The 17,935-nt window shown below is 67.6% G+C and carries 12 protein-coding genes; 3 read left to right on the forward strand and 9 right to left on the reverse strand.

Translation table 11 applies throughout. The features are described 5' to 3' along the window. Positions 1-9: 9 nt before the first annotated feature. Positions 10-1,422 (reverse strand): PQQ-binding-like beta-propeller repeat protein, encoded by a 1,413-nt coding sequence (locus H8R17_RS26560; RefSeq protein ID WP_187825730.1) that lies wholly within the window; start codon positions 1,420-1,422, stop codon positions 10-12. A gap of 332 nt (positions 1,423-1,754) precedes the next feature. Here H8R17_RS26560 and H8R17_RS26565 point away from each other — a divergent pair, with 332 nt between their 5' ends. From H8R17_RS26565 to H8R17_RS26575, 3 genes are read left to right on the forward strand one after another with little or no spacing between them, the layout of a single operon-like run. Beyond that, positions 1,755-2,195 carry a hypothetical protein gene (locus H8R17_RS26565; protein WP_187825731.1) on the forward strand — a complete coding sequence of 147 codons (441 nt, stop codon included), beginning with the start codon at positions 1,755-1,757 and terminating at the stop codon, positions 2,193-2,195. After that, positions 2,192-3,400, forward strand: a complete 1,209-nt coding sequence (locus H8R17_RS26570) for a hypothetical protein (protein ID WP_187825732.1) — start codon at positions 2,192-2,194, stop codon at positions 3,398-3,400. The genes H8R17_RS26565 and H8R17_RS26570 overlap by 4 nt, the downstream gene beginning before the upstream one ends. Continuing rightward, the gene (locus tag H8R17_RS26575; RefSeq protein WP_187825733.1) at positions 3,397-4,698 is read left to right on the forward strand and encodes a DUF1173 family protein; all 1,302 of its coding nucleotides are present in this window, start codon (positions 3,397-3,399) and stop codon (positions 4,696-4,698) included. The genes H8R17_RS26570 and H8R17_RS26575 overlap by 4 nt, the downstream gene beginning before the upstream one ends. Before the next feature lie 684 nt (positions 4,699-5,382). Here H8R17_RS26575 and H8R17_RS26580 read toward each other — a convergent pair. The 8 genes from H8R17_RS26580 to H8R17_RS47420 form a co-directional block, all read right to left on the reverse strand. Beyond that, positions 5,383-7,317, reverse strand: a complete 1,935-nt coding sequence (locus H8R17_RS26580) for an ATP-dependent helicase (protein ID WP_187825734.1) — start codon at positions 7,315-7,317, stop codon at positions 5,383-5,385. Beyond that, entirely contained in the window at positions 7,314-9,317 is a 2,004-nt protein-coding gene (locus H8R17_RS26585; RefSeq protein ID WP_187825735.1) for an ATP-dependent endonuclease, read from the reverse strand. The genes H8R17_RS26580 and H8R17_RS26585 overlap by 4 nt, the downstream gene beginning before the upstream one ends. 1,823 nt (positions 9,318-11,140) lie before the next feature. Next, positions 11,141-13,444: a CRISPR-associated helicase Cas3' gene (gene cas3, locus H8R17_RS26590; protein ID WP_316959541.1), complete on the reverse strand. Its 2,304-nt coding sequence runs from the start codon at positions 13,442-13,444 to the stop codon at positions 11,141-11,143. A 114-nt stretch (positions 13,445-13,558) separates the two neighbouring features. Beyond that, entirely contained in the window at positions 13,559-14,218 is a 660-nt protein-coding gene (cas5, locus tag H8R17_RS26595) for a CRISPR-associated protein Cas5 (protein WP_187825737.1), read from the reverse strand. Beyond that, the gene (cas7i, locus tag H8R17_RS26600) at positions 14,215-15,246 is read right to left on the reverse strand and encodes a type I-B CRISPR-associated protein Cas7/Cst2/DevR (protein WP_187825738.1); all 1,032 of its coding nucleotides are present in this window, start codon (positions 15,244-15,246) and stop codon (positions 14,215-14,217) included. Before cas7i ends, cas5 begins: the two co-directional genes overlap by 4 nt. Next, positions 15,243-16,667: a hypothetical protein gene (locus tag H8R17_RS26605; RefSeq protein WP_187825739.1), complete on the reverse strand. Its 1,425-nt coding sequence runs from the start codon at positions 16,665-16,667 to the stop codon at positions 15,243-15,245. Before H8R17_RS26605 ends, cas7i begins: the two co-directional genes overlap by 4 nt. Then, positions 16,664-17,410 (reverse strand): CRISPR-associated endoribonuclease Cas6, encoded by a 747-nt coding sequence (locus tag H8R17_RS48835; protein ID WP_187825740.1) that lies wholly within the window; start codon positions 17,408-17,410, stop codon positions 16,664-16,666. The genes H8R17_RS26605 and H8R17_RS48835 overlap by 4 nt, the downstream gene beginning before the upstream one ends. Before the next feature lie 373 nt (positions 17,411-17,783). Then, positions 17,784-17,915 (reverse strand): hypothetical protein, encoded by a 132-nt coding sequence (locus H8R17_RS47420; protein ID WP_262505524.1) that lies wholly within the window; start codon positions 17,913-17,915, stop codon positions 17,784-17,786. Between the last annotated feature and the right edge of the window lie 20 nt (positions 17,916-17,935).

Consider the following 17,935-nt stretch of genomic DNA (forward strand, 5'->3'; position numbering starts at 1 on the left):
GGTGGGCGCTCAGGAAGCGGGGTAGACCGCGACCACGTTGCGGGTGCGGAAGACACCGTGCCCGTCCGCCGCCGCATACAGGGGGACCTCGGCGGCTGCGGGCAGGGCCTTGGCCGTCCCGGTCCGTACGCTGACGCGGGCCGAGTCGCGCTCGGGTGTGTCCGTGCCGTCCTGGGCGATCGGCAGCCGCCCGTACAGGGAGGTGCCTTCCGTCTGGTCGACGGCGTGCACAATGCCGTACGCCGTGCCGTCGTCGGCCACGGTCGTCAGGTCGATGCCCTTGGTGCTGGCGGTGCTGGTGAAGCAGTGCCCACGTCCGGTAGCAAGGTCGAACCCGGCCTGGCCGGAGATGAGGAAGTCACCGTTCGGCGAGAGGCGGGTGGAGGACTGTGCGGATCCGGGCTGAAGGGTGAGAGCGTCGGCGGAGGTGCAGTTGACCTTCGCCTTGATCTTCCCCGTGGCGAGATCGTGCACCACCAGCGTGGTCTTGTCGGTGTCGGAGAGAGCCGGCGGATCGGTCTGCGTGTCGCTGGTGTGCCAGGCGGCCACCAGGTACTGACCGGTGACCGCGAGCGGGATGCCGACGTGCATGCCGCTGGGGGCAACGCTGGTGCTGGTCCAGGCGTCGCCGACCTGGAATCCGTACGTGCACGGGGCGGCGCTCTCGGTCCACTGGTCACAGCCGTCCTGCTGCTGGAAGACGGATACAACACCCTCGGCGGTGGCGAAGGCCGGAGAGGCCTGGACGGTGCACGGCCCCGAGCCGCAGCCGGATACCTTGACCGGCTTCGTCTGCACGGTGCGCTGGGCGCCGGTGGCTGCGTCGATCGCGATGGCCTTCTCGTGTACGCCGTCGGTTGTGGGGCCGACCAGGAAACCCGAATCGGTGGCGGTGAAGGAGGAGGCGGTGTCGTCAGGTGCCGCCAGGTCGAGGTGATGTTCGGCGGTTGCCTTGCTGTCGGAATCCGCCGAGATGACGTCGATCGTGGTGGTGGGGCGCGACGTGGTCAGGCCGCTCCCGCTGGTCTTGCCCAGACGGGCCAGCACCACGGTCTCACCCGCCTTGCCCTCTTGGACGAAGACACCCGTACGGGCACTCGTGAGTGGCTTGGGGGTGAAGGTCCACACGGTCTTGCCGCTGGTGAGGGAGAAGGCGCGGACCCGGGAGCCGTCGGCGGCTGCCTGAATCACCAGAGCGCTCTGGGGTGCGACGGCGACGAGCGGGAAACCGCTGGAACCGGGCTCGGTGTCGGTGGCCTCGGGGCTCGCCGACGTGCTCCAGCCGGCCTCGGTGTCGAATCCGTCCGGAACCGGGAGGCGGACGGGGGCCGCAGCCTTGTGCGTTGCGCCGGTCGTCGGGTCGGCCTTGCCCCCCGAGGCGTCGCTGCATCCGGCCAGCACGCAGAGGACGAGTGCCGCCATCCCCGCAGCGGCCACCCGGTGCGGTGCACGGCGCGATCTTGCCGCCGAGAACGCACTACGTGCGCCGGTCGGCGGGGATATGGAGCGGTCAGTCATCAAGTCCTCCGTTCGGGAAGCTGCATCACAGCCGGTCGACGCCACACTCTCACACTTTTCTATACCCCCTGGGGGTATTTTGTGGTGAGGTTGGCGCGGCAGTTGGATGACTTCTCCACATGGGGAAGCCGCCGTTCGGCGACGTTAGAGGTGAACGGCGCGGACAACGGGCGACATCGCCGCAACTAGTCAATCAATGCGTGTACTTGACGCATCACCGAAGGAGAACGGACCACATGGCCAGCACCCCCCGGCCCGATTTCGCGCGAGTGGCACGCCTGCGGGGCGCCGAGCAGGGAGTGATCGACGAAGCGGCCCGTCAGGGTCTGATACCCGAGGACATCGCCCACGCGCTCACCGCGCCCGGTGTCAGTGACCTTCTCCTGTTCCAGGGGTTTGCCGTGGTAGCGGACCTCGACGCCCTCGCGGGCCCCTCATCGGGTTTCGTGGACGTTCCGCGCCATTTGGCTGACGGCGAGGTGCCCGCGCGCGTGGACGTGGGGGACGCGGCGCAGTGTGCCGCGCTGTATCGCAGACTCCTCGTAGGTGGGACCGCGACGGAACAGGCAGCGCTGATCAACCGTGACGTTCTGTGCCGCCTGTGGCCGCAACGGCTCGCCCCGCAAGCCGTCGTGGAGGTGTGGGAGCGGCGGTTCCCGGAGCTGACCGCGTCGTGAACACCGAAGGAATGCTCGCGGTCGCCCGTATCGTGCTGGCCGCATGCGGCCAGCACGGCTACCACCTGTCCGGCTCGCTGGCGCTCCATGTCCTCGGCGTCGCCGGGGCCCGGCCCGCAGACGACATCGACGTGTTCACGGACCAGGTCCAAGACTCCCCGGCGGTACGGGCAGCTGTCGCCGGAGCGCTGGCCGCCCATGGGTACCGAGTTGAGGAGGTCCGGACCTGGGCCTTCCACCCCGTCGCGCGATGCGACCAGAACAGCGACCTGCTGGTCACTCACGCCGAGTATGGAACAGTCACCGTTCAAATCGCCCGCATGACAGGCTACTTCGACTCCCACACCGTTGAGACCATGCCGGTCGCAGCCGTGGGCGACCTCCTCTACGGCAAACTGGAGGCTCCTGAACACCGCCTGGCGGCCAAGGACTTCGTGGACCTGGCCGTGCTGAGCCGACACTTGGGGCAAGGCGCCGTCGACTCCTATCTGGCCGACTACGTCACCGGTATCGCGGGGCTCCGACAGCTCCCCGAGACGCGGGTGCGTGAAGATCTGTACGTCCGGCTGGCCCAGGTCGCCGACATCCCGGACTCGGCCTTCGCCGGTTACGGGCTGGACCCGCGGAGTGTGATGCTGCTGCGCGCCGAACTGCTCGCCTGGGCAGAGCGGATCGCACAAGCCGAGATCAACCAGAGCCGCCTGGACCCCGGCGTGGCCGCCGGACTGGAGAGCCTGGGACAGGAGGACGTGCTGGCCACCCTGACCCGGCTGGCACGCGCGGATTCCCTGGCCTTGCTGAGCCCGCCCGAGCTGAGCAGCCGACGCGGCCAGATCATGGACAGGGCGCTGACCGCCTCCTACGGACTGCGGCAGTTGGCCGAGCAACTCCCCGAAGGCGCACCGGTTCCCCCGGACGCAGCCGAGGCGATGCAACACGTTCAGGAACTCATCGACGAGGTACAGCGCATCACCTTGGAAATCCAACGCCGCTCCCGGCTCACCGCGCGCCAACGGGCGGAAGAGACCGCCGTACGGCGCGCACTGGCCGAGCAGCTCGATACCGACGAGACCCCGGACCCGCACCACGCGGCAGCCCAGCTCATGCTGCAGGTGGGCCGGCGACGGCGGCACACCGAGGCAGAGGAAGAACTCCAGCACCACCGGCCGGTGACCGGTCCCGGTTACGGAGGCGTACGGGCATGACCGCCTCGGAAGCCGGCGCACCACGAGATGAGCCCGGTCGCCCCCGGCCAGCCGATCCCGACAGCCTCCGGGGTGACGGTACCGCCCGCAGCGACCGAGCCGACCGCGTACAGCTCGCGGACAGGGCACTGCCCCTGTACGTGCTGCGTGAGCACGCTACCGACTACGCCGCACTCTTCGCCCGGGCCAGAGCCGAGGTGGGCCACGGCCAATGCCTCTGCCAGACACCCGCCCTCCGGCTGGTCATCCGGTGCAGCCGGGCCGGCCGCTATCACCTGGCCGGATGGCCCGGCGAGGGCGAACTCCACGATCCCAGCTGCAGTTTCCACAAACTCGCCTCCGAGCTGACCGGCCGGGACGCGTACAGCACGGAGGCCATCCGTGAAGACGATGAGGGCGTGGCGATCCGCTTCAGCACCGCCCTCGCCCGAAAACTCAGCGACTCGGAACCGGCGAAGGCATCCACCGAACCACGCGAGGGCCGCTCACGTCGGACCGTCGGACTCCTTGGCCTTCTCCACTGGTTGTGGGAGTCGGGCCAGCTCACCGCGTGGCATCCGCGCTGGCGCCGACGCAGCTGGTGGATCTGCCACGCGCGACTGCGCGAGCAGATAGCCGGATGCTCGATCAACCACGAGAATCTGACCGACGCCATGTACGTCGTGCCGCCCTTCCGCAAGGAGTACGCCCGCCGCAACACCGCCGCCTTCGAGACCTTCCTCATCGCCCGGTTGAAGCGACGCGCCGATACCCAGCGCCGCGGGCTCGTCCTGGGCGAGATCAGGGATGTCAGCCCCACCCTGCACGGCGTTCGGTACACGCTGGCTCACCACCGCGGCGCCCTGTTCGCGACCGCTGCTCTCGACGAGCGGCTCCGCCGCTCGTACCGCGCGGTCTTTTCCAACTCGGCCGCCGAACACGGAGCTCGCCGCATTGGCCTGTTCCTGGTCGAACTCAGTCCCAAGGGCAACGTCAGGGTGGTCGACATGGCGGCCATGCTGGTCTCCGGGCTGTACATACCCGCCGACTCCAGTCATGAAGTGGTGATGGCGAACGCCCTTGCCGAGGGCGGCCGTGCCTACGTCAAGCCGGTGCGGTACGACGGAAGCGATTTGGTGTTCCCGGACTTCGTCCTCACCGACACCCACCCCCACTCCTATGTAGAGGTCTACGGCATCCACGGCAGGGAGTCCTACGACCAACGCAAGCGTGTGAAACAGGCCCACTACCAGAGCCAGGGTGCCGGGTTGATCGAGTGGGACGTCGCAGAGCCGGTCCCCGACGTTCGGCGCCGCTAGCCACATTCACCCCGCGGCGCCGCCGGCCCCGTCGAACCTGCCCGCGAGGTGAGAGTCGACCGCGCCAGGACGCGGCTCGTCGGGACGCTGGTGGCGCATGGGGACACTGCCGGCCCTCGGCCGATGCACGGACAATCGACGTCAGGGGGCTCACCAGATGACGGAAGTCGTTGCTGGGCGGCGCATCTCTGCAGGAGGATGACCTCATGGCAGCAACGAGTCGGATCGAAGCCCTCTTTGGAGCGACCGCTATCTCGGAGTGCGGCAGATCACAGATCGCGGACGAGCGTGCTGCTGCATTGGTGCGCGCCACGGTAGCTGGGCCGGTGGGAGGCTACTGGGAAGGTTACGCGCGCCTTGTTCTGAGGTGCTACTTGCTGGCAGCAGCGCTCTCTGACGCTGACGCGGCTCAGGTCATCGCCTGGGCGCGACATCACGAGGACACCGGTGTGGCGCAGGTTCTGAAAGACCATGCTTCGGACGTTCCGTACGGTTGGATCGGGACGTTGGAGGGGGGCCTGCCGTCCGCTGGCGGGGAACGATCCATGATTTTCTCCACCGTCCTCCACGCGTTGGACCTGGGTATTCAGCCGCAGCCAGCCCTGTAGCTCGGGCGGATATGAAGTAAGCCGGGACTGTGGGGCAACTGCTGGGGTGTGCACTCTCTGGCAGTGGCGGCGGTCGTCAGCCCGGATCGCTCATTTGATTGACGATGTCGTCCACAAACCGGGATCGGCCTCGGGTACGGACGCCGTGGTAGGGATCGGTGAAGTGGTCTCCGGTGATGAGCACGACTTCGTCCTGGGCTCGGGTGACCGCAACGTAGAAGTTGTGGCGCTGTTCTTTGAGGTCTCCGTTCGACAGTCCACGGGTGGCGAAATAGAAGGGCATGAGGCCATCGACCAGACCCGGGAGGATGACGACGGAGAACTCGCGGCCCTTGGCGCTGTGGTAGGTGGTGAGCACAATGCGGCCTGGGGCCCGGTCGCCGGCGAGTTCGGCCATAGTCAGGCCCTGTTGCACGGTGGCCTGGAGTGTGCTGGGGGCTTGCTGAATTCGGAGGTCAGGGCTGAGCTGGGCCACCTGGTCGATGTCGAGGTGGCTGAGCAGGCGGTTGAGGAAGTCTCCGGCATCGTCCTCTGGCGTCTCGCGTTCAGGCGCGTCAAGCACTTCCAGGAGTTGGCGGGCGAGGGCGCGCGGGGTCTCATCCTCCAGAGTGATGCCCGCTGCCTGTCGGTGACGGTGCCACGTTGTGGCCAGGTCCCTGATCGTTCGCGCAGGTTGAGCTGAGGAGGACCGGCGCTGCAACGGCTCCTGTGGAAGACGTGGCGCGTCCTCATCCAGATCCTGGCGCTCGGGTGCCGGGCCCCCTCCGCCGGGTACGGGGCCGGCAAGGCGGCGAGCAGTACACGCGGAGACGAAGTCGGCCAGCGGGCCGCCAGGGATCTTGCGGGTCCGTTCCATGTCGCACGGTAGGTCGGCAGCTTGGAGCGCGTTGATCAAACGAGCGAGGAGGTTCTTGTTGCCCGGGTAGAGCACCGCGATGTCTTCCGGCGGGATGCCTGCCGCGATGCGCTGGTGGACGACGTCGACGGTGCGTTGTGCATGGTCGTCGAGATCGCCAGAGACCTCTTCGAGGGTTACGGTGCCGGGCGCTTCCTGATTTGGGTCTGCTCGGTAGCCGCGGTCCACACCGAGCACACCGCGTCCGGCGGCCACCAGGGTGCTGCCACTGCGGAAGTTCACCGTTAGTTGGACGGTGGTGAAGTCGTCCCGCTCGTGGAGCTCCTTGAGGTAGCGGATGTCGGCGCCCTGGAATGCGTACATGGTCTGATCGGGGTCGCCGACAGCGGTCACCTGCACGCCGGAGGCGAGCAGTTCGACGACCACGGCGTGCAGAACTGGGTTGAGATCTTGGTACTCGTCGACGACCAGATGGGGGAATCGTGCGCTGAGCATGTCGCGAGCGGGCTGGCTGGTCCGCAGAACAGCCAGGGCCCGGCCCGGCATGGCGTCGAAGTCCCAACAGTCGCTGTCAATCAAGGCCTGTTCGTAATGGCGGACAGCTGAAACGAACTGATGCTGGTACCCCTCCGTGCCCTCCCCGGAGGCCATGAGACGGCGGATCTTGGTCAGTAGTGCATCCGGCTTGTCCCTCACGGGGAGGCCAACCGCGAACGCGGCCTCTGCCCAAAGCTGGTTGCTTTGAGCCTCATCCAGGATGGTGAGGTTGTCCGCGTACGGGATGTCGGTGAACCGCGCATAAGGCCGGAGGATGTGATGCAGACAGAAGGCGTGCACGGTACGGCTCGCGAGCCTTCGACCAGGGCGAATGCCCAGCGCTCGCAGGCGGGTGGTGACCTCTGCTGCCGCCGTATCGGTGTAGGTGATCGCTGCAACCCCACGGTGGGGGCTGGTCGTCGCCAGGAGCTGTCCGACCCGGGCCACGAGGGTCCTCGTCTTGCCCGCACCAGGGCCGGCTACGAGAACGAGGTTTCCCTGGTGGCGTACGGCCTGGCGCTGTTGGGGATGAAGATCGACGATCTCCTGTGCCAGGGCCGGCGGCAGGCGTAGATGTGCTGGACCGGATTCCGCCGCGTAGGCCTGAGATGGGCTCATGCGCCGGGCTCCGGGGAGGCAGCCTGCGGTGGATCGGCTTCCTCCGCGGTGGGAGCGAGCGGCAGATTCTCGTACCGTCGCCGGAGGCCATCCAGGAGGGCCAGCAGCGGGCCGCACCCGGGCAGCGCGAGCAAGTCACTCGTAGACACGGGCTGGTCTTCGGGGTGTCCCAGGAGCTGTCGGACCCGGGCGGGCACGTCACAACCCTCGACGTGGGCCGCGAGGCGCTGGGCAAAGCGACCCTTGCTGACAGGATCGCGCTCAATGCGCGAGATCAGCGCATCACGCTGGCTGGGTGTGGAACGGCCCAAGGCAACGGTCTGCAGGGCCTGGCCGAAGGTCCGGCGTCGTCGCGGGCTGAGGACGAGGTCGTTGAAAGCCGCTTGCATCTCCGCGTTCAGCAATGGAGCGATGTCGGTCTCCAGCGTGTTGGGGCCGACGAAGACTCCGAAGCCGGCAGCGGTGACCACGAGTTCCTGACGCCCCTGCCGCGCTCCTCCATCGGCCGGAAGCTCCTGCTGCAGCAAAGCGTCCAATGCGTCGTCGAAGGTCTCGGCCACCGTCGGGTTGGCCAGGAGTTCCAGAGGGTCGACGGCGCGGGTCAGGCCCGGTTCGCGTCGGTACTTTTCGTCCTCCTCGGTGTCGACGGCGTCGCCGTCGGTCAACATGCTGAAGACGCGGTTGAAGCCGGAGGGACCGAGCAGTTTCGCGTACGGGGTGAAGTTGCTGCTGTCGATGCTGGCGACCACAATGCCGTGGGCGTCCAGGTCAAATCCCGCTGCCCGGGCCAGCGCGGGCAGCAAGTAGGTCTCGGCGACGCCTTCGACGAGAACGACTCCTTGGGCGAAAAGGATCTCTGCCCGGTTGACGTTAACGTAACGCTCCAAGTCGGCACGTTCGCGCGACGTGAGCAGGTCAGGGGCCATGACACGGGCCTCGGTCCCCGTGCCTGCGTCAAGCAGCAGCACCATGCTGGGCAGAGGGGTAACGGCGGCAATGTGCGGGCTGTGCGTGGTCAGCAGCAGACGGTTGGGCTCGCTGAGCAGGTGCGCAAACAGGTGCCGCTGCAGAGTGGGGTGGAGATGAGCTTCCGGCTCCTCGACCGCCAGCAGCGTATCGGCACCATCGACAGCACCGCGGCGCAGTCTCAACCACTCCAGGAGCAGAGCGAGATAGAGAACGTTGGCCGTGCCCGTGGAGGTCCGGTCGACGCCCCGTGCAGCGGAGGCATCGATGAACAGCCGGATACTGCGCAACAGATCCTCGTCCCGCCCGACGAAGGCGAGCGACGGATCCAGATTCAGACGGGGCCCAGCCATCGTCACGACCCGCTTGCGGATCAGGTCGGCGATTTGCTGGACATTGGCGTCGCGACCGAGTTCTTCCCGGGCGCTGCGCATGGCCTCCAGCGTCTTGTCGATGCTCGCCTGCGATGGGGGAAGCTCGCGGAGCAGGCTCGTCAGCGGGCTGCGGTCTGGGCGGGCGAAGTCGCTTTCGGCATCCCGCAGCGCTGGCAGCACCGACAAGGCGGCATACCGCTTGGCGCCGAGCATGGTGTTACTCGGATCAGTGCCTCCGAAGATGGTCCACTCGTAGTCGTTCGGTGTCAGTGGCTCGGGCTCTTCCTCACCCAGCAGCAGCGCAGGTGACTGTTTGGGCCTGAATAGATAGGTAAGTCGGGCAACGAGCGGGTCCACACTGACGATGGCCCCGTCCAGTTCGCTTCGTGCGTCGGGATCGTCGTCGAAGTCGGCAAGTTCGACTTCAACAACGACCTGAGCTCCTTCGGCCAGGGTGGGAGAGCCATCGTGGACGTCCTCCGCCTGCAAGTGGCGCCGCCGGTCCGGCAGGTCCGGGTCGAGCACCAGGCGTAGAGCGTGTAGAAGATTGCTCTTGCCCACGCCGTTTTCGCCGACGATCACTGCCGGGGTAGGGAACGGATCAATAACCAGGTCCCGGAAGTTGCGGAAGTTCCGGATGCGAAGGCGACGAAGCTGCATCGTTCTCCTGGTCCATCGACGCGATGCTCCCGGGGCCGCGATGCCAGGGGGCTAAGCCTTCGCATCCTCCCAGAGAGGGGCCACCATGGTAGGCCCCACATACTCCGTCATCATGGCCATGGTCAGCGACGGTGTGCCGGAGGACTTTGCGCGCGCCGTGGGCGTCCGCTGGGTTTCGAACCCTCCGGGGCTGATAACGACTTGTTGTGTAGCTTCCCTGCCTACACTCCTAAGCTGGTTTCCAACCCTCTTGGGGTGGTGGAGACGCCGTACGGCACACGTCCCCGCTCCATCCGGTCCACGTTTCGACCACTCCTGGGCTGATGAAGACGGCTGATGGCCGCAACCAACATCACACACCACGTGGCGTTGCGACCCCTCCTGGGTTGATGACGACCGACATCGGGGTGGAGACCATCCCGGGCGGCATGGTGTTTCGAACCCTCCAGGGCTGATGGCGACGGACCGAGCCCCCCGCCGGGCGCCCTCATGTACTGGTTTCGAGCCCTCCTGGGCTGATGACGACGTGGGGACTGGCCGGGCTCCTGCGGTACGCGCGCATGTTCCGAACCCTCCCGGGCTGATGGCGACACGACGTTGAGATGCTCGGCGCGACCCGCCCGTTCGTGTTTCGACCCCTCCTGGGTTGATGACGACTTCGAACGTGCCCGCAGACGGCGGCTTCCTGATCCCGTTTGGAACCCTCTCGGGCTGGTACTGGCCTCGCTGCTTAGTGGCCCGCCGATGATCTCTACAATGTTGCGAACCTTCCTGGGCTGATGACGACGGCAGATCTCCGCCGTCTGCAACGGCCGCCTCCGCCTGTTTCGAACCCTCCTGGGCCGATGACGACACGAGATGCGGTGCTGGTTCGCGCTGACGCGGGGGTTTCGAACCCTCCGGAGCTGATGACGACAACAGGCCAGCCCCCGTACCGTCCGCATCTGCCAGTTCCGAACCCTCCTGGGCTGATGACGACCGCCGGCTGCGGCACGAGCTGACGCTCCACTACCTGTTGCGAACCCCCTGGGCTGATGACGACCGCAGACCAGGGCGGCCAGGGCGGTCTCGCCCGGGTGGCGCGACCCCTCTGAGCTGATGACGACAGGCAAGCCTCTATCGCCACCTTGGCTCGCTGCTAGTTGCGAACCCTCCTGGGCTGATGACCACGACCCGCGAACCTCAGCAGGTCTTCCTCGATGAACTGTTCCGAACCCTTCTGGGCTGATGACGACCGACCCGATCGGCCAGCGGCCGGGCCGCGGTGCGGTGTTGCGAACCCTCCTGGGCTGATGACGCCAACAAACCAGCGCCCGCCTGACCGTCCAGGCAACGTTGTGAACCCTCCTGGGAGATGACGACGTCGCAGGTGTGCCGGACCACCAGCCCGCCGTCGAGGTTTCGAACCCTCTTGGGCTGATGACGACGCGGTCAGCCTCCAGCGCGGCATTTCCACCCACAGGTTGCGAACCTTCCTGGGCTGATGACGACGAGTCCGAGGCGTTCACTCGGCTGCTGCTCATCATGTTGCAAACCCTCCTGGGCTGATAACGACGCGTCGGTGGCTCCGGCGCCCGCGCGACGCTGTACGGGTTGCGAACCCTCTTGGGCTGATGACGACTGCCGCCGCAGCGCTGCGTGAGGGCATCCCCGTGCAGTTGCGAACCCTCCTGGGCTGATGACGACGCCGGAAGAGGCCCTCCTCCGTGCGCTGGACGCGACATTTCCAACCCTCTTGGGCTGATGACGACCACTCCGCCCAACCTGAGACCGTGGAGCCTTCACGGCGGGTGCTCGCCGACCGTGAGGGTGTGTCGTGCCGATCAGGCAAGCTCTTCCTTCCGGTACATAGCACCCGGGTCTCGTACGGCGGTGAGCCCGTGCTCGCTGCTGTAGGCCCCGTCGATGACGTACACCTTCAGTTCCGTGTCGTAGCGCGCTCGGGGAACGGCGCTGGCGGGCAGCGGGATGAGGTAGTCATCGGCCAGTAGCCGGCCGGCGCGGCCTCGGGCTCGGTCGAGCGCGGCGGCGTAGTTGTTGCGGTCTGCGGTGAGGATGGCTTCGGTGCCGTCGAAGAGTTCGTCGAACCGCTCTGCGAGGTCGTCGCGGCTGTCGAAGGGATAGGTGAAGTCCAGGAAGGTGGCGGCGAATCGGTCTCGGTGGAAGAGCACGTCCTTTCGCCATGCTGTGCCCCAGTCGGTGGCGTAGATCTGGTTGAGCCATCCGGTGATGTCGTTTTCGTCGACGCGCTGTCCGTCGTGTGCGGTGATGATGCGCCAGGCTGCCAGGGTGGGGGCCTGCGGGTAGATCCCGTCGGCGAACCATTCGCCCGGTGAATTCTGGCGCGGGGTGTAGCGGGCGGCGTGCACGATGACGTCGGCCGGGGGACGGGCGGCGATCCGGTTGGCTCGGCCGAATCTCTGGGCGAGGGCTTCGAGGTCTGCGGCGGCGGTGAACAGGACGTCGAAGTCGACGTCCATGGAGACTTCGAGGACCTGTGTGGAGACGACCAGTCCGGGCAGCCGCTCACCCCTCCGGGTGCGGTCGACGCTGTGGCGTTCGGTGATGTGCTGTTCCAGGCGGCTTCGGTCGCGGCGCTTGAAACGGGAGTGCAGCAGGGCCGCGGCCTCTGGGCCGAACAACTGGCGTGCGATGGGGCCGAGCTCGTCGTAGAGCTGTTGGGCCTGACGGATGTTGTTGGCGACGACGAGGACGGATTCACCGTTGTGCAGGCGCTCGGCGATCTCGGCGATCGCGGCCGGGTCGGTGAGCTGGTGGGGGCGGGTACGGATGCGGTGCCGGGCTGGTTGGTGGCTGTCGGCATCGTCGGTGCGGGTCACGGTCCCGGCGAGGGTGTCTTCGATGAGTTCGGCGAGGGCATCGGGCAGGGTGGCGGACAGGACGGCGAAGCGTCCGCCGAGCCGTTCCAGCAGGCTCATCATGGCCAGGATGTAGCCGAGCCGTTCGGTGTCGTAGGCGTGCAACTCGTCCATGATGAACACCGAGTTCGCCGCGTCCACCAGCAGGGAGGAGTGGGCCGCTCCCACTAGTGCGGCGCGCAGCAGCTGGTAGGGGGTGGTGATCCTCACCGTCTCCTTGAACAGCCGGGTGGTTGCCTGCCGAGCTACTGCTTTGCGCGCGGCGGTCACCCGTTCCGCGTCCCCGTCCTCCGGACACACCGCGTTGGCCAGGTGGTAGGCGGCTGCTCGCCCATGCGCCACACCGACCTGGTCTGCCGAGCCCAGTTCCCGAGTGGTGCGGTCCGCGTTGGCGTTGATCGACGCGAGGTAGGGCAGCGTGTAGAAGACGCGGGGCACCCCCTGTCCCGCGGCGTGCATGGTGGCGGTCTGGCGGCAGGCCCACAGCCAGGCGGCCTCGGTCTTGCCGCTGCCGGTCCTGGACCTGAGTAGCAGGTGGTTTTCGACCGCCGCTGCGCGCCGCTGGTGCGGTCGCAGGCTGTAGCCCTTGGCTGTGATTGCCGCCTCCAGCCGGGCAGCGAAGGCCGGGCCCATGGGCTGGGTGAAGTGCAGCCTGCCGTGGGCGGACGAGAGGTGATCGGCCATGGTCACCGCGCCTTGGAGCACGACCGCGACCAACCCCTCCTCCGGGTCGACCCCGTACTCCCAGCGGTCCAGCAGCCCATTCAGCTCCCTGTGGGCCTGGGCGACCCAGTCCGCGCCGACGGACAGCGGCTTGACCGGCAGTCCCGCTGCGGACGCGGTCTCGTAGAGCCATTCGGCCAACTCGTCCGCGGCGGCCTGACCGACGGGAGCAAACCGTGCCCGCCACTCGCCGACCGGTGCTGCCCCGTACAGCGCGGCAAGCGATCTGGGGGAGTTCGTCAACGGCCGGTGGTGGGTAGCGACGGCTGCCGCCACCCATGCCCGCAGCTCGTCGTCCGCGACCAGCTCGACGAATCCCAAGGAGAGCACCTCGTGGCGCTCGCCCCAGACTGGCCCCCCGGCGAGCATGAGCTGGCAGCCGTCGGGGATCTTCCCCGCATCGTGCAGCAGATCGGCCAGGGCAACCGTGTCCCAGAAGCCGGGCAGGATCCTTGCGACGAATGTGATCTGGCCGGTGCGCCGGGCCACGAGCCGGGCCGCGTCCAGGGCCGCGCTCAGGTGCACCGTCAACGGTTCAGCCTGCCAGTCGCCCCTGGTGCTCTTGGCCAGCACCTGGGACAACACGGGGGGCCTGTCAAGTCCTCGTGATTCTGGTGGGGTTGATGACGGCACGAGCATCTATGCCTCTGCGGTTACGGGGTGGGCGGGTGGAAGCAGGGTGACGGCCTGCCCGGTGGGGGTGCTGTAACTGTCGGGAACGGTGGCGGTGGTGGTGCCGGTGGCGTCGAAGCGGTAGGTGCCCCACACGGTGCGGGCCCTGTCCATGCGGATCGCCGTGGGCAGACGCAATGCTGTTCCGGCGGTGCCGGGTCGGTCCTCGACCAGGGCGCCGCGCTGCTCGCCCGGGGTTCGCGTCAGATCGACGGTGTTGAGGAGGAGACCGACGAGGTCTTGGCTGCGGCCGAGACGCAGCGGCCAGACCGGGCGGCGCAGGACGCTGCGCCAACGTTCGGGCTGGTCGGTGATCCAGACCGTCAGAGTGGTGAAGGCCAGGAATTCGCGGTCCTTGGGCCCGGGGTTGGTAGGCCGGCCCTTGGCGTCCAGGGGGTGGTAGGTCTCCAGGTCGACGCCCTTGCCCCGGGCGTGGAAGGCCATGGCGAACTGGAAGGTCTCGGAGATGTGCTGCCAGCCGCCGGCCGCAGCGGCGAGCATGCCGCCGACGGTGGACGGCGGCGGGCAGGGCAGACCGACCTGAACCCCGGAGTACAAGGGGTTGCGGAAGCTGGCCACCGGGGCGGTGAACGTGGCCTCCAGCGCCGTGACGGGTGTTGTGGTCATGCCTTGACGTCCTCGAACCAGGCGTCGTGGGTGCCGTTCTCGATCTCCTGGGCCAGGCTGTTGAGGATGGTGCGCGGGTGGTCGATCACCACGGTGCCCGCGGTGATGAGGTCGGCGAGGTCGCGGCGGGCGCGGTCGCGCTGGTCGCCGAGGAATCCGGGCGCCCACCCGATCCGTACCGGGCCGTCGAGCTCGTCATGCCAGGCGGCGATCTCTTCGGCGAGGGTGTCAGCGGCGAAGGCGGGCTTGGCGTCCTTGTTGGCCAGCACGCGGGTGAAGGGATTGACGCCGCCCTTCATCGGAGCGAGGAGGATGAGGGCCGGAGTGCGGTCGCCGTAGTGGGCGGCGGGCTTGGCTCCTCCGCGCAGGGCAGCGAGGGTACGCAGTACGAGGGCGACACGGCGGCGGCGCTCGGCGATGTCGAGGACGAGGGCCGACACACCGCGGAACGTGGCCTCGGTGGCGCCCGCTGCTACCGCTTCCTCCGCAGCCTGCGGCGGCAGGGCGATGCGGATGCCCTGCCCGTCGGTCTCGAAGGTGCCGACACGGGGCAGGTCGAGGTTGATGTCACCGGCACACACGGCGGTGTAGAACTCGTGCTCGTGGATGACCGGGTTGTCGTCGGCGCCGAAGCCGCGGGTCATGGTGCCGAAGTCGGAGGCGATCCGCTGGGGGGTGACGCTGACGAAGGTGCCGGTGGCGAGGACGGTGTCGCGCTGACAGGAGCTGTCCGAGCCGCTGATGGCGACCATGTAGCCGAACAGATCATCGTCGAGGAACTGGTCCGGCCGGCCCTTGGTGTATGCCTGCTGCTTCTTTCCCTTGCCCTCGCGGATGACGGGCGAGACGGGCTCGTCGGCGGGAAGGCTGTCGCGCCACCAGCGGCGCACGGCCTGGGGGGCGATGTAGGGGTAGGTGTCGCGGCCGACGTGCATCTTCTTGACCGTGCCGACGTTGTCCTGGCCGCGGCCGTTGTTCGGGGCGCCAGCCTGGATGTCGAGGGCAAGCTTTCCGGCGAGGTGCGTCACTGAGTGATTCCTTCCTCAAGGGCTTCGGCGTCGGTGGGGTCGATGGCGTCGGCGTCGAAGTCCTCGACGACGGTCTTGGCGTCCTTGGGCTGCCAGCCGCGGCGGTGCAGCTCGGCGAGGACGGAGGTCAGCAGGTACTGGCGGAAGAACCAGGCGTTGCCGTCCTGGCTGGGAGAGAACAGCAGCTCGAACCCGTTCTCGGTGATCAGCGGTGCGCCGTCGTCAGGCCGGGTCAGGACCCATTCCACGGAGTGACGCTGCAGCCAGTTACGCAGGTCGGTGCCGCGACCGGCACGGAACAGCGCGTGGAAGCCGGTGAGCTTGCCCCCGGTGTCATCGGGCTTGAACAGCGCGGCAACGCGCTGCGCGGTCCGGCGGATCTCGGCCAGATCCTTTTCGTCCATGTGCATCACCTCGTGCAGGTAGGAGCCGATCAGTTCGGCAGCGGCCAGGGACTCGGGCACCGGCATGCCGCGGGCCTCGGTGCGGGCGGCCAGGTAGGAAGCGAGAACGGCGGGGATACTCTCGGGCCGGTTGAACACCCTCCAGGCGAGGTTCTGAGCGCCGCTGCCCTTGGCGGTGCGGCAGGCGCGCAGCAGGCATGCGAGGCCTGTGCGCCGTTCGGGGAGCCGGGTGGTGGTGCGGAGCCATTCGGCGAGCGGCTGATCCACCGCGTGGGTGGACAGGGCCTGCTCCTGGTTGTTATTGGTGAAAACCAGGAGTTCCACCCCGGCCGTGACGCGGTGCTCGTAACCGCGAAGCGCGGCCAGCGCCATCACCTCTGGCTTCGGGCTGGCCGGTTTCGCCCCGGCGGTGATCAGTAGCCCGTTGCGATGCACCTGTCTGCGGGCGGTGTGAGCGGCGAGGCGTTCGTCCCAGGTGTGCACGATCGTGCTCGGGCCGCCGGAGAGGTGGCTGCCGAAGGGGAGCGCATGGAAGGAGCAGACGCATGGCCAGCACAGGGCCAGGCCGGCGTGCCCGCGTGGGGTGGTGTTGCGGTAGGCGATCGACTCGGCGAGGACGATGTCGCTCTTGCCGAAGAACCCGACCGCCGCCGCATCGCACAGTGCGCAACCGGCCTCCGGCCAGCTCTCAGGCGCGGGGACGGTGCGCCAGGCCCGAACAGCCTCGGTGACCTCGACGTCGGAAAGCTTCTTGTTCCGCGGGTGGTTCATCTTGCTGTTCGGCCACAAGCTGTAGGAACACTTCAGCAGGAACCCGGCCTCGGCTTTGGTGTCCCTCACGAGGGCAGCCTGCACGGCAGCCGCGGTCAGCTTGGCGGTGGCATCGCCGAACATCGTGCCGACCACCTCGTCCGGGACCCGTACGCCGGCCAGCGCGGTAAGGGCGAAGGCCCCGGCGCGCTGCAGGGGATGTGGCGAGAGCCGTAACGCGCTCTGCTCGGCGGACAGTTCGCTCACGCGACCACCCACCCGAGCCCGGCCCCGGTCTGTTGCCCCATGCCCGCGGACCACAGCGCGGCCAGCGCGCGGGCACCGCCGCTGATCTCGACTTCCACACGGGCACCGGTCCGCTGCCCTGAATGGCCTTGGCCCGTCACCCGGAACGAGCGGCGCGGCCCCACCCACGTGATCGCCTCAACGCCAATATCGGGCGCATGCCCGAAGGACTCCGCACGGCGATTGAGATTGCGTTCCAGCGCCACCGGATACCCGGGATCCTCAGGAAGCAACGCCCGCACAGGTGTGTGCTCGCCGCCGGGCCCTGGGCGATCGTACTCGGAGAGGTGGAGCGGGTTTGCGGTACGCAGCCGGGCCCGGCCACTGGTGAACGTCGGCGGCTGCTGGACGGTGACGCTGGCGACTTGGAGGGCGATCCCACCCCAATCGAGCAATGTGCGCTCGGGGTTCATGAAGTCCAGAGCCAGGGCCTGCACCAGCTCGGGCAGCGGGCTGCCGAACTCCAGGTAGCCGGTGCCGCGCACCGGGTACTTTCCGCGGACGCGGGGTGCGTTCGGGAATGTGGGCGCGCTGTGCCCGAACGGGGCGATGCCGTAGGGCCCCCAGCCGTTCTCATGGATCTTCTCGGCCAGCTCGGGAGCGGTCCGGTACAGGGCGTCGTAGATGATGCCGCGGCCCGGGGCGAGGACATCTCCCCACGGGATCTCCCGGGCCCGGGTGTTGATCTGTAAGCGAAGTCGCACTCTCTCCCTCGTACTTCTCCCCAGCGGGGTGGATGACGGCACGTCAGGACACGTCAAAGCACCGCCCTTACAAGGACGTTGACGTAGATGGGAACGTACAGGGAGCCACTGACAACGCTGATCGAGCGCGAACTTCCAGGCGTATTGTGGTAGTCCTGATCCGCGTCGGAGAGCATGTAGTGATCAGCCCAAGGCGGTTCGCGACATCGACAGGCCGGCGTAGTGTGCGAAGACCGTGTCGGTCGTCATCAGCCCTGGAGGGTTTGCAACAGCTTTTCCCATACTTTGCGCCAGCCCGTGTGCGCCGTGGTCATCAGCCCGAGAGGGTTCGGAACCACAGCGGCTCGAACGGCTCCAGGTCGCCATCGCGTTGTCATCGACCCAGAAGGGTTCGCAACAGCCATAGCTCGCGCTGTTCTTCCTCCCCGACCACGCCGTTATCAGCCCGCGAGGGTTCGAGACAGGCCTTGTCTGCGGGCAGCAGCCGCATCGTCACCGTCGTCATCTGGAAATTGGTGTTCGAGC

Source organism: Streptomyces sp. TRM68367, from assembly GCF_014495685.1.
Classification (GTDB): domain Bacteria; phylum Actinomycetota; class Actinomycetes; order Streptomycetales; family Streptomycetaceae; genus Streptomyces.

What these genes read in the sequence shown, in the direction of transcription:
- H8R17_RS26560 (WP_187825730.1), bottom strand. Translation starts at nt 1,422, where the DNA reads ATGGCGGCACTCGTCCTCTGCGTGCTGGCCGGATGCAGCGACGCCTCG.
- H8R17_RS26565 (WP_187825731.1), top strand. Translation starts at nt 1,755, where the DNA reads ATGGCCAGCACCCCCCGGCCCGATTTCGCGCGAGTGGCACGCCTGCGG.
- H8R17_RS26575 (WP_187825733.1), top strand. Translation starts at nt 3,397, where the DNA reads ATGACCGCCTCGGAAGCCGGCGCACCACGAGATGAGCCCGGTCGCCCC.
- H8R17_RS26580 (WP_187825734.1), bottom strand. Translation starts at nt 7,317, where the DNA reads ATGAGCCCATCTCAGGCCTACGCGGCGGAATCCGGTCCAGCACATCTA.
- H8R17_RS26585 (WP_187825735.1), bottom strand. Translation starts at nt 9,317, where the DNA reads ATGCAGCTTCGTCGCCTTCGCATCCGGAACTTCCGCAACTTCCGGGAC.
- cas5 (WP_187825737.1), bottom strand. Translation starts at nt 14,218, where the DNA reads ATGACCACAACACCCGTCACGGCGCTGGAGGCCACGTTCACCGCCCCG.
- H8R17_RS47420 (WP_262505524.1), bottom strand. Translation starts at nt 17,915, where the DNA reads ATGACGACGGTGACGATGCGGCTGCTGCCCGCAGACAAGGCCTGTCTC.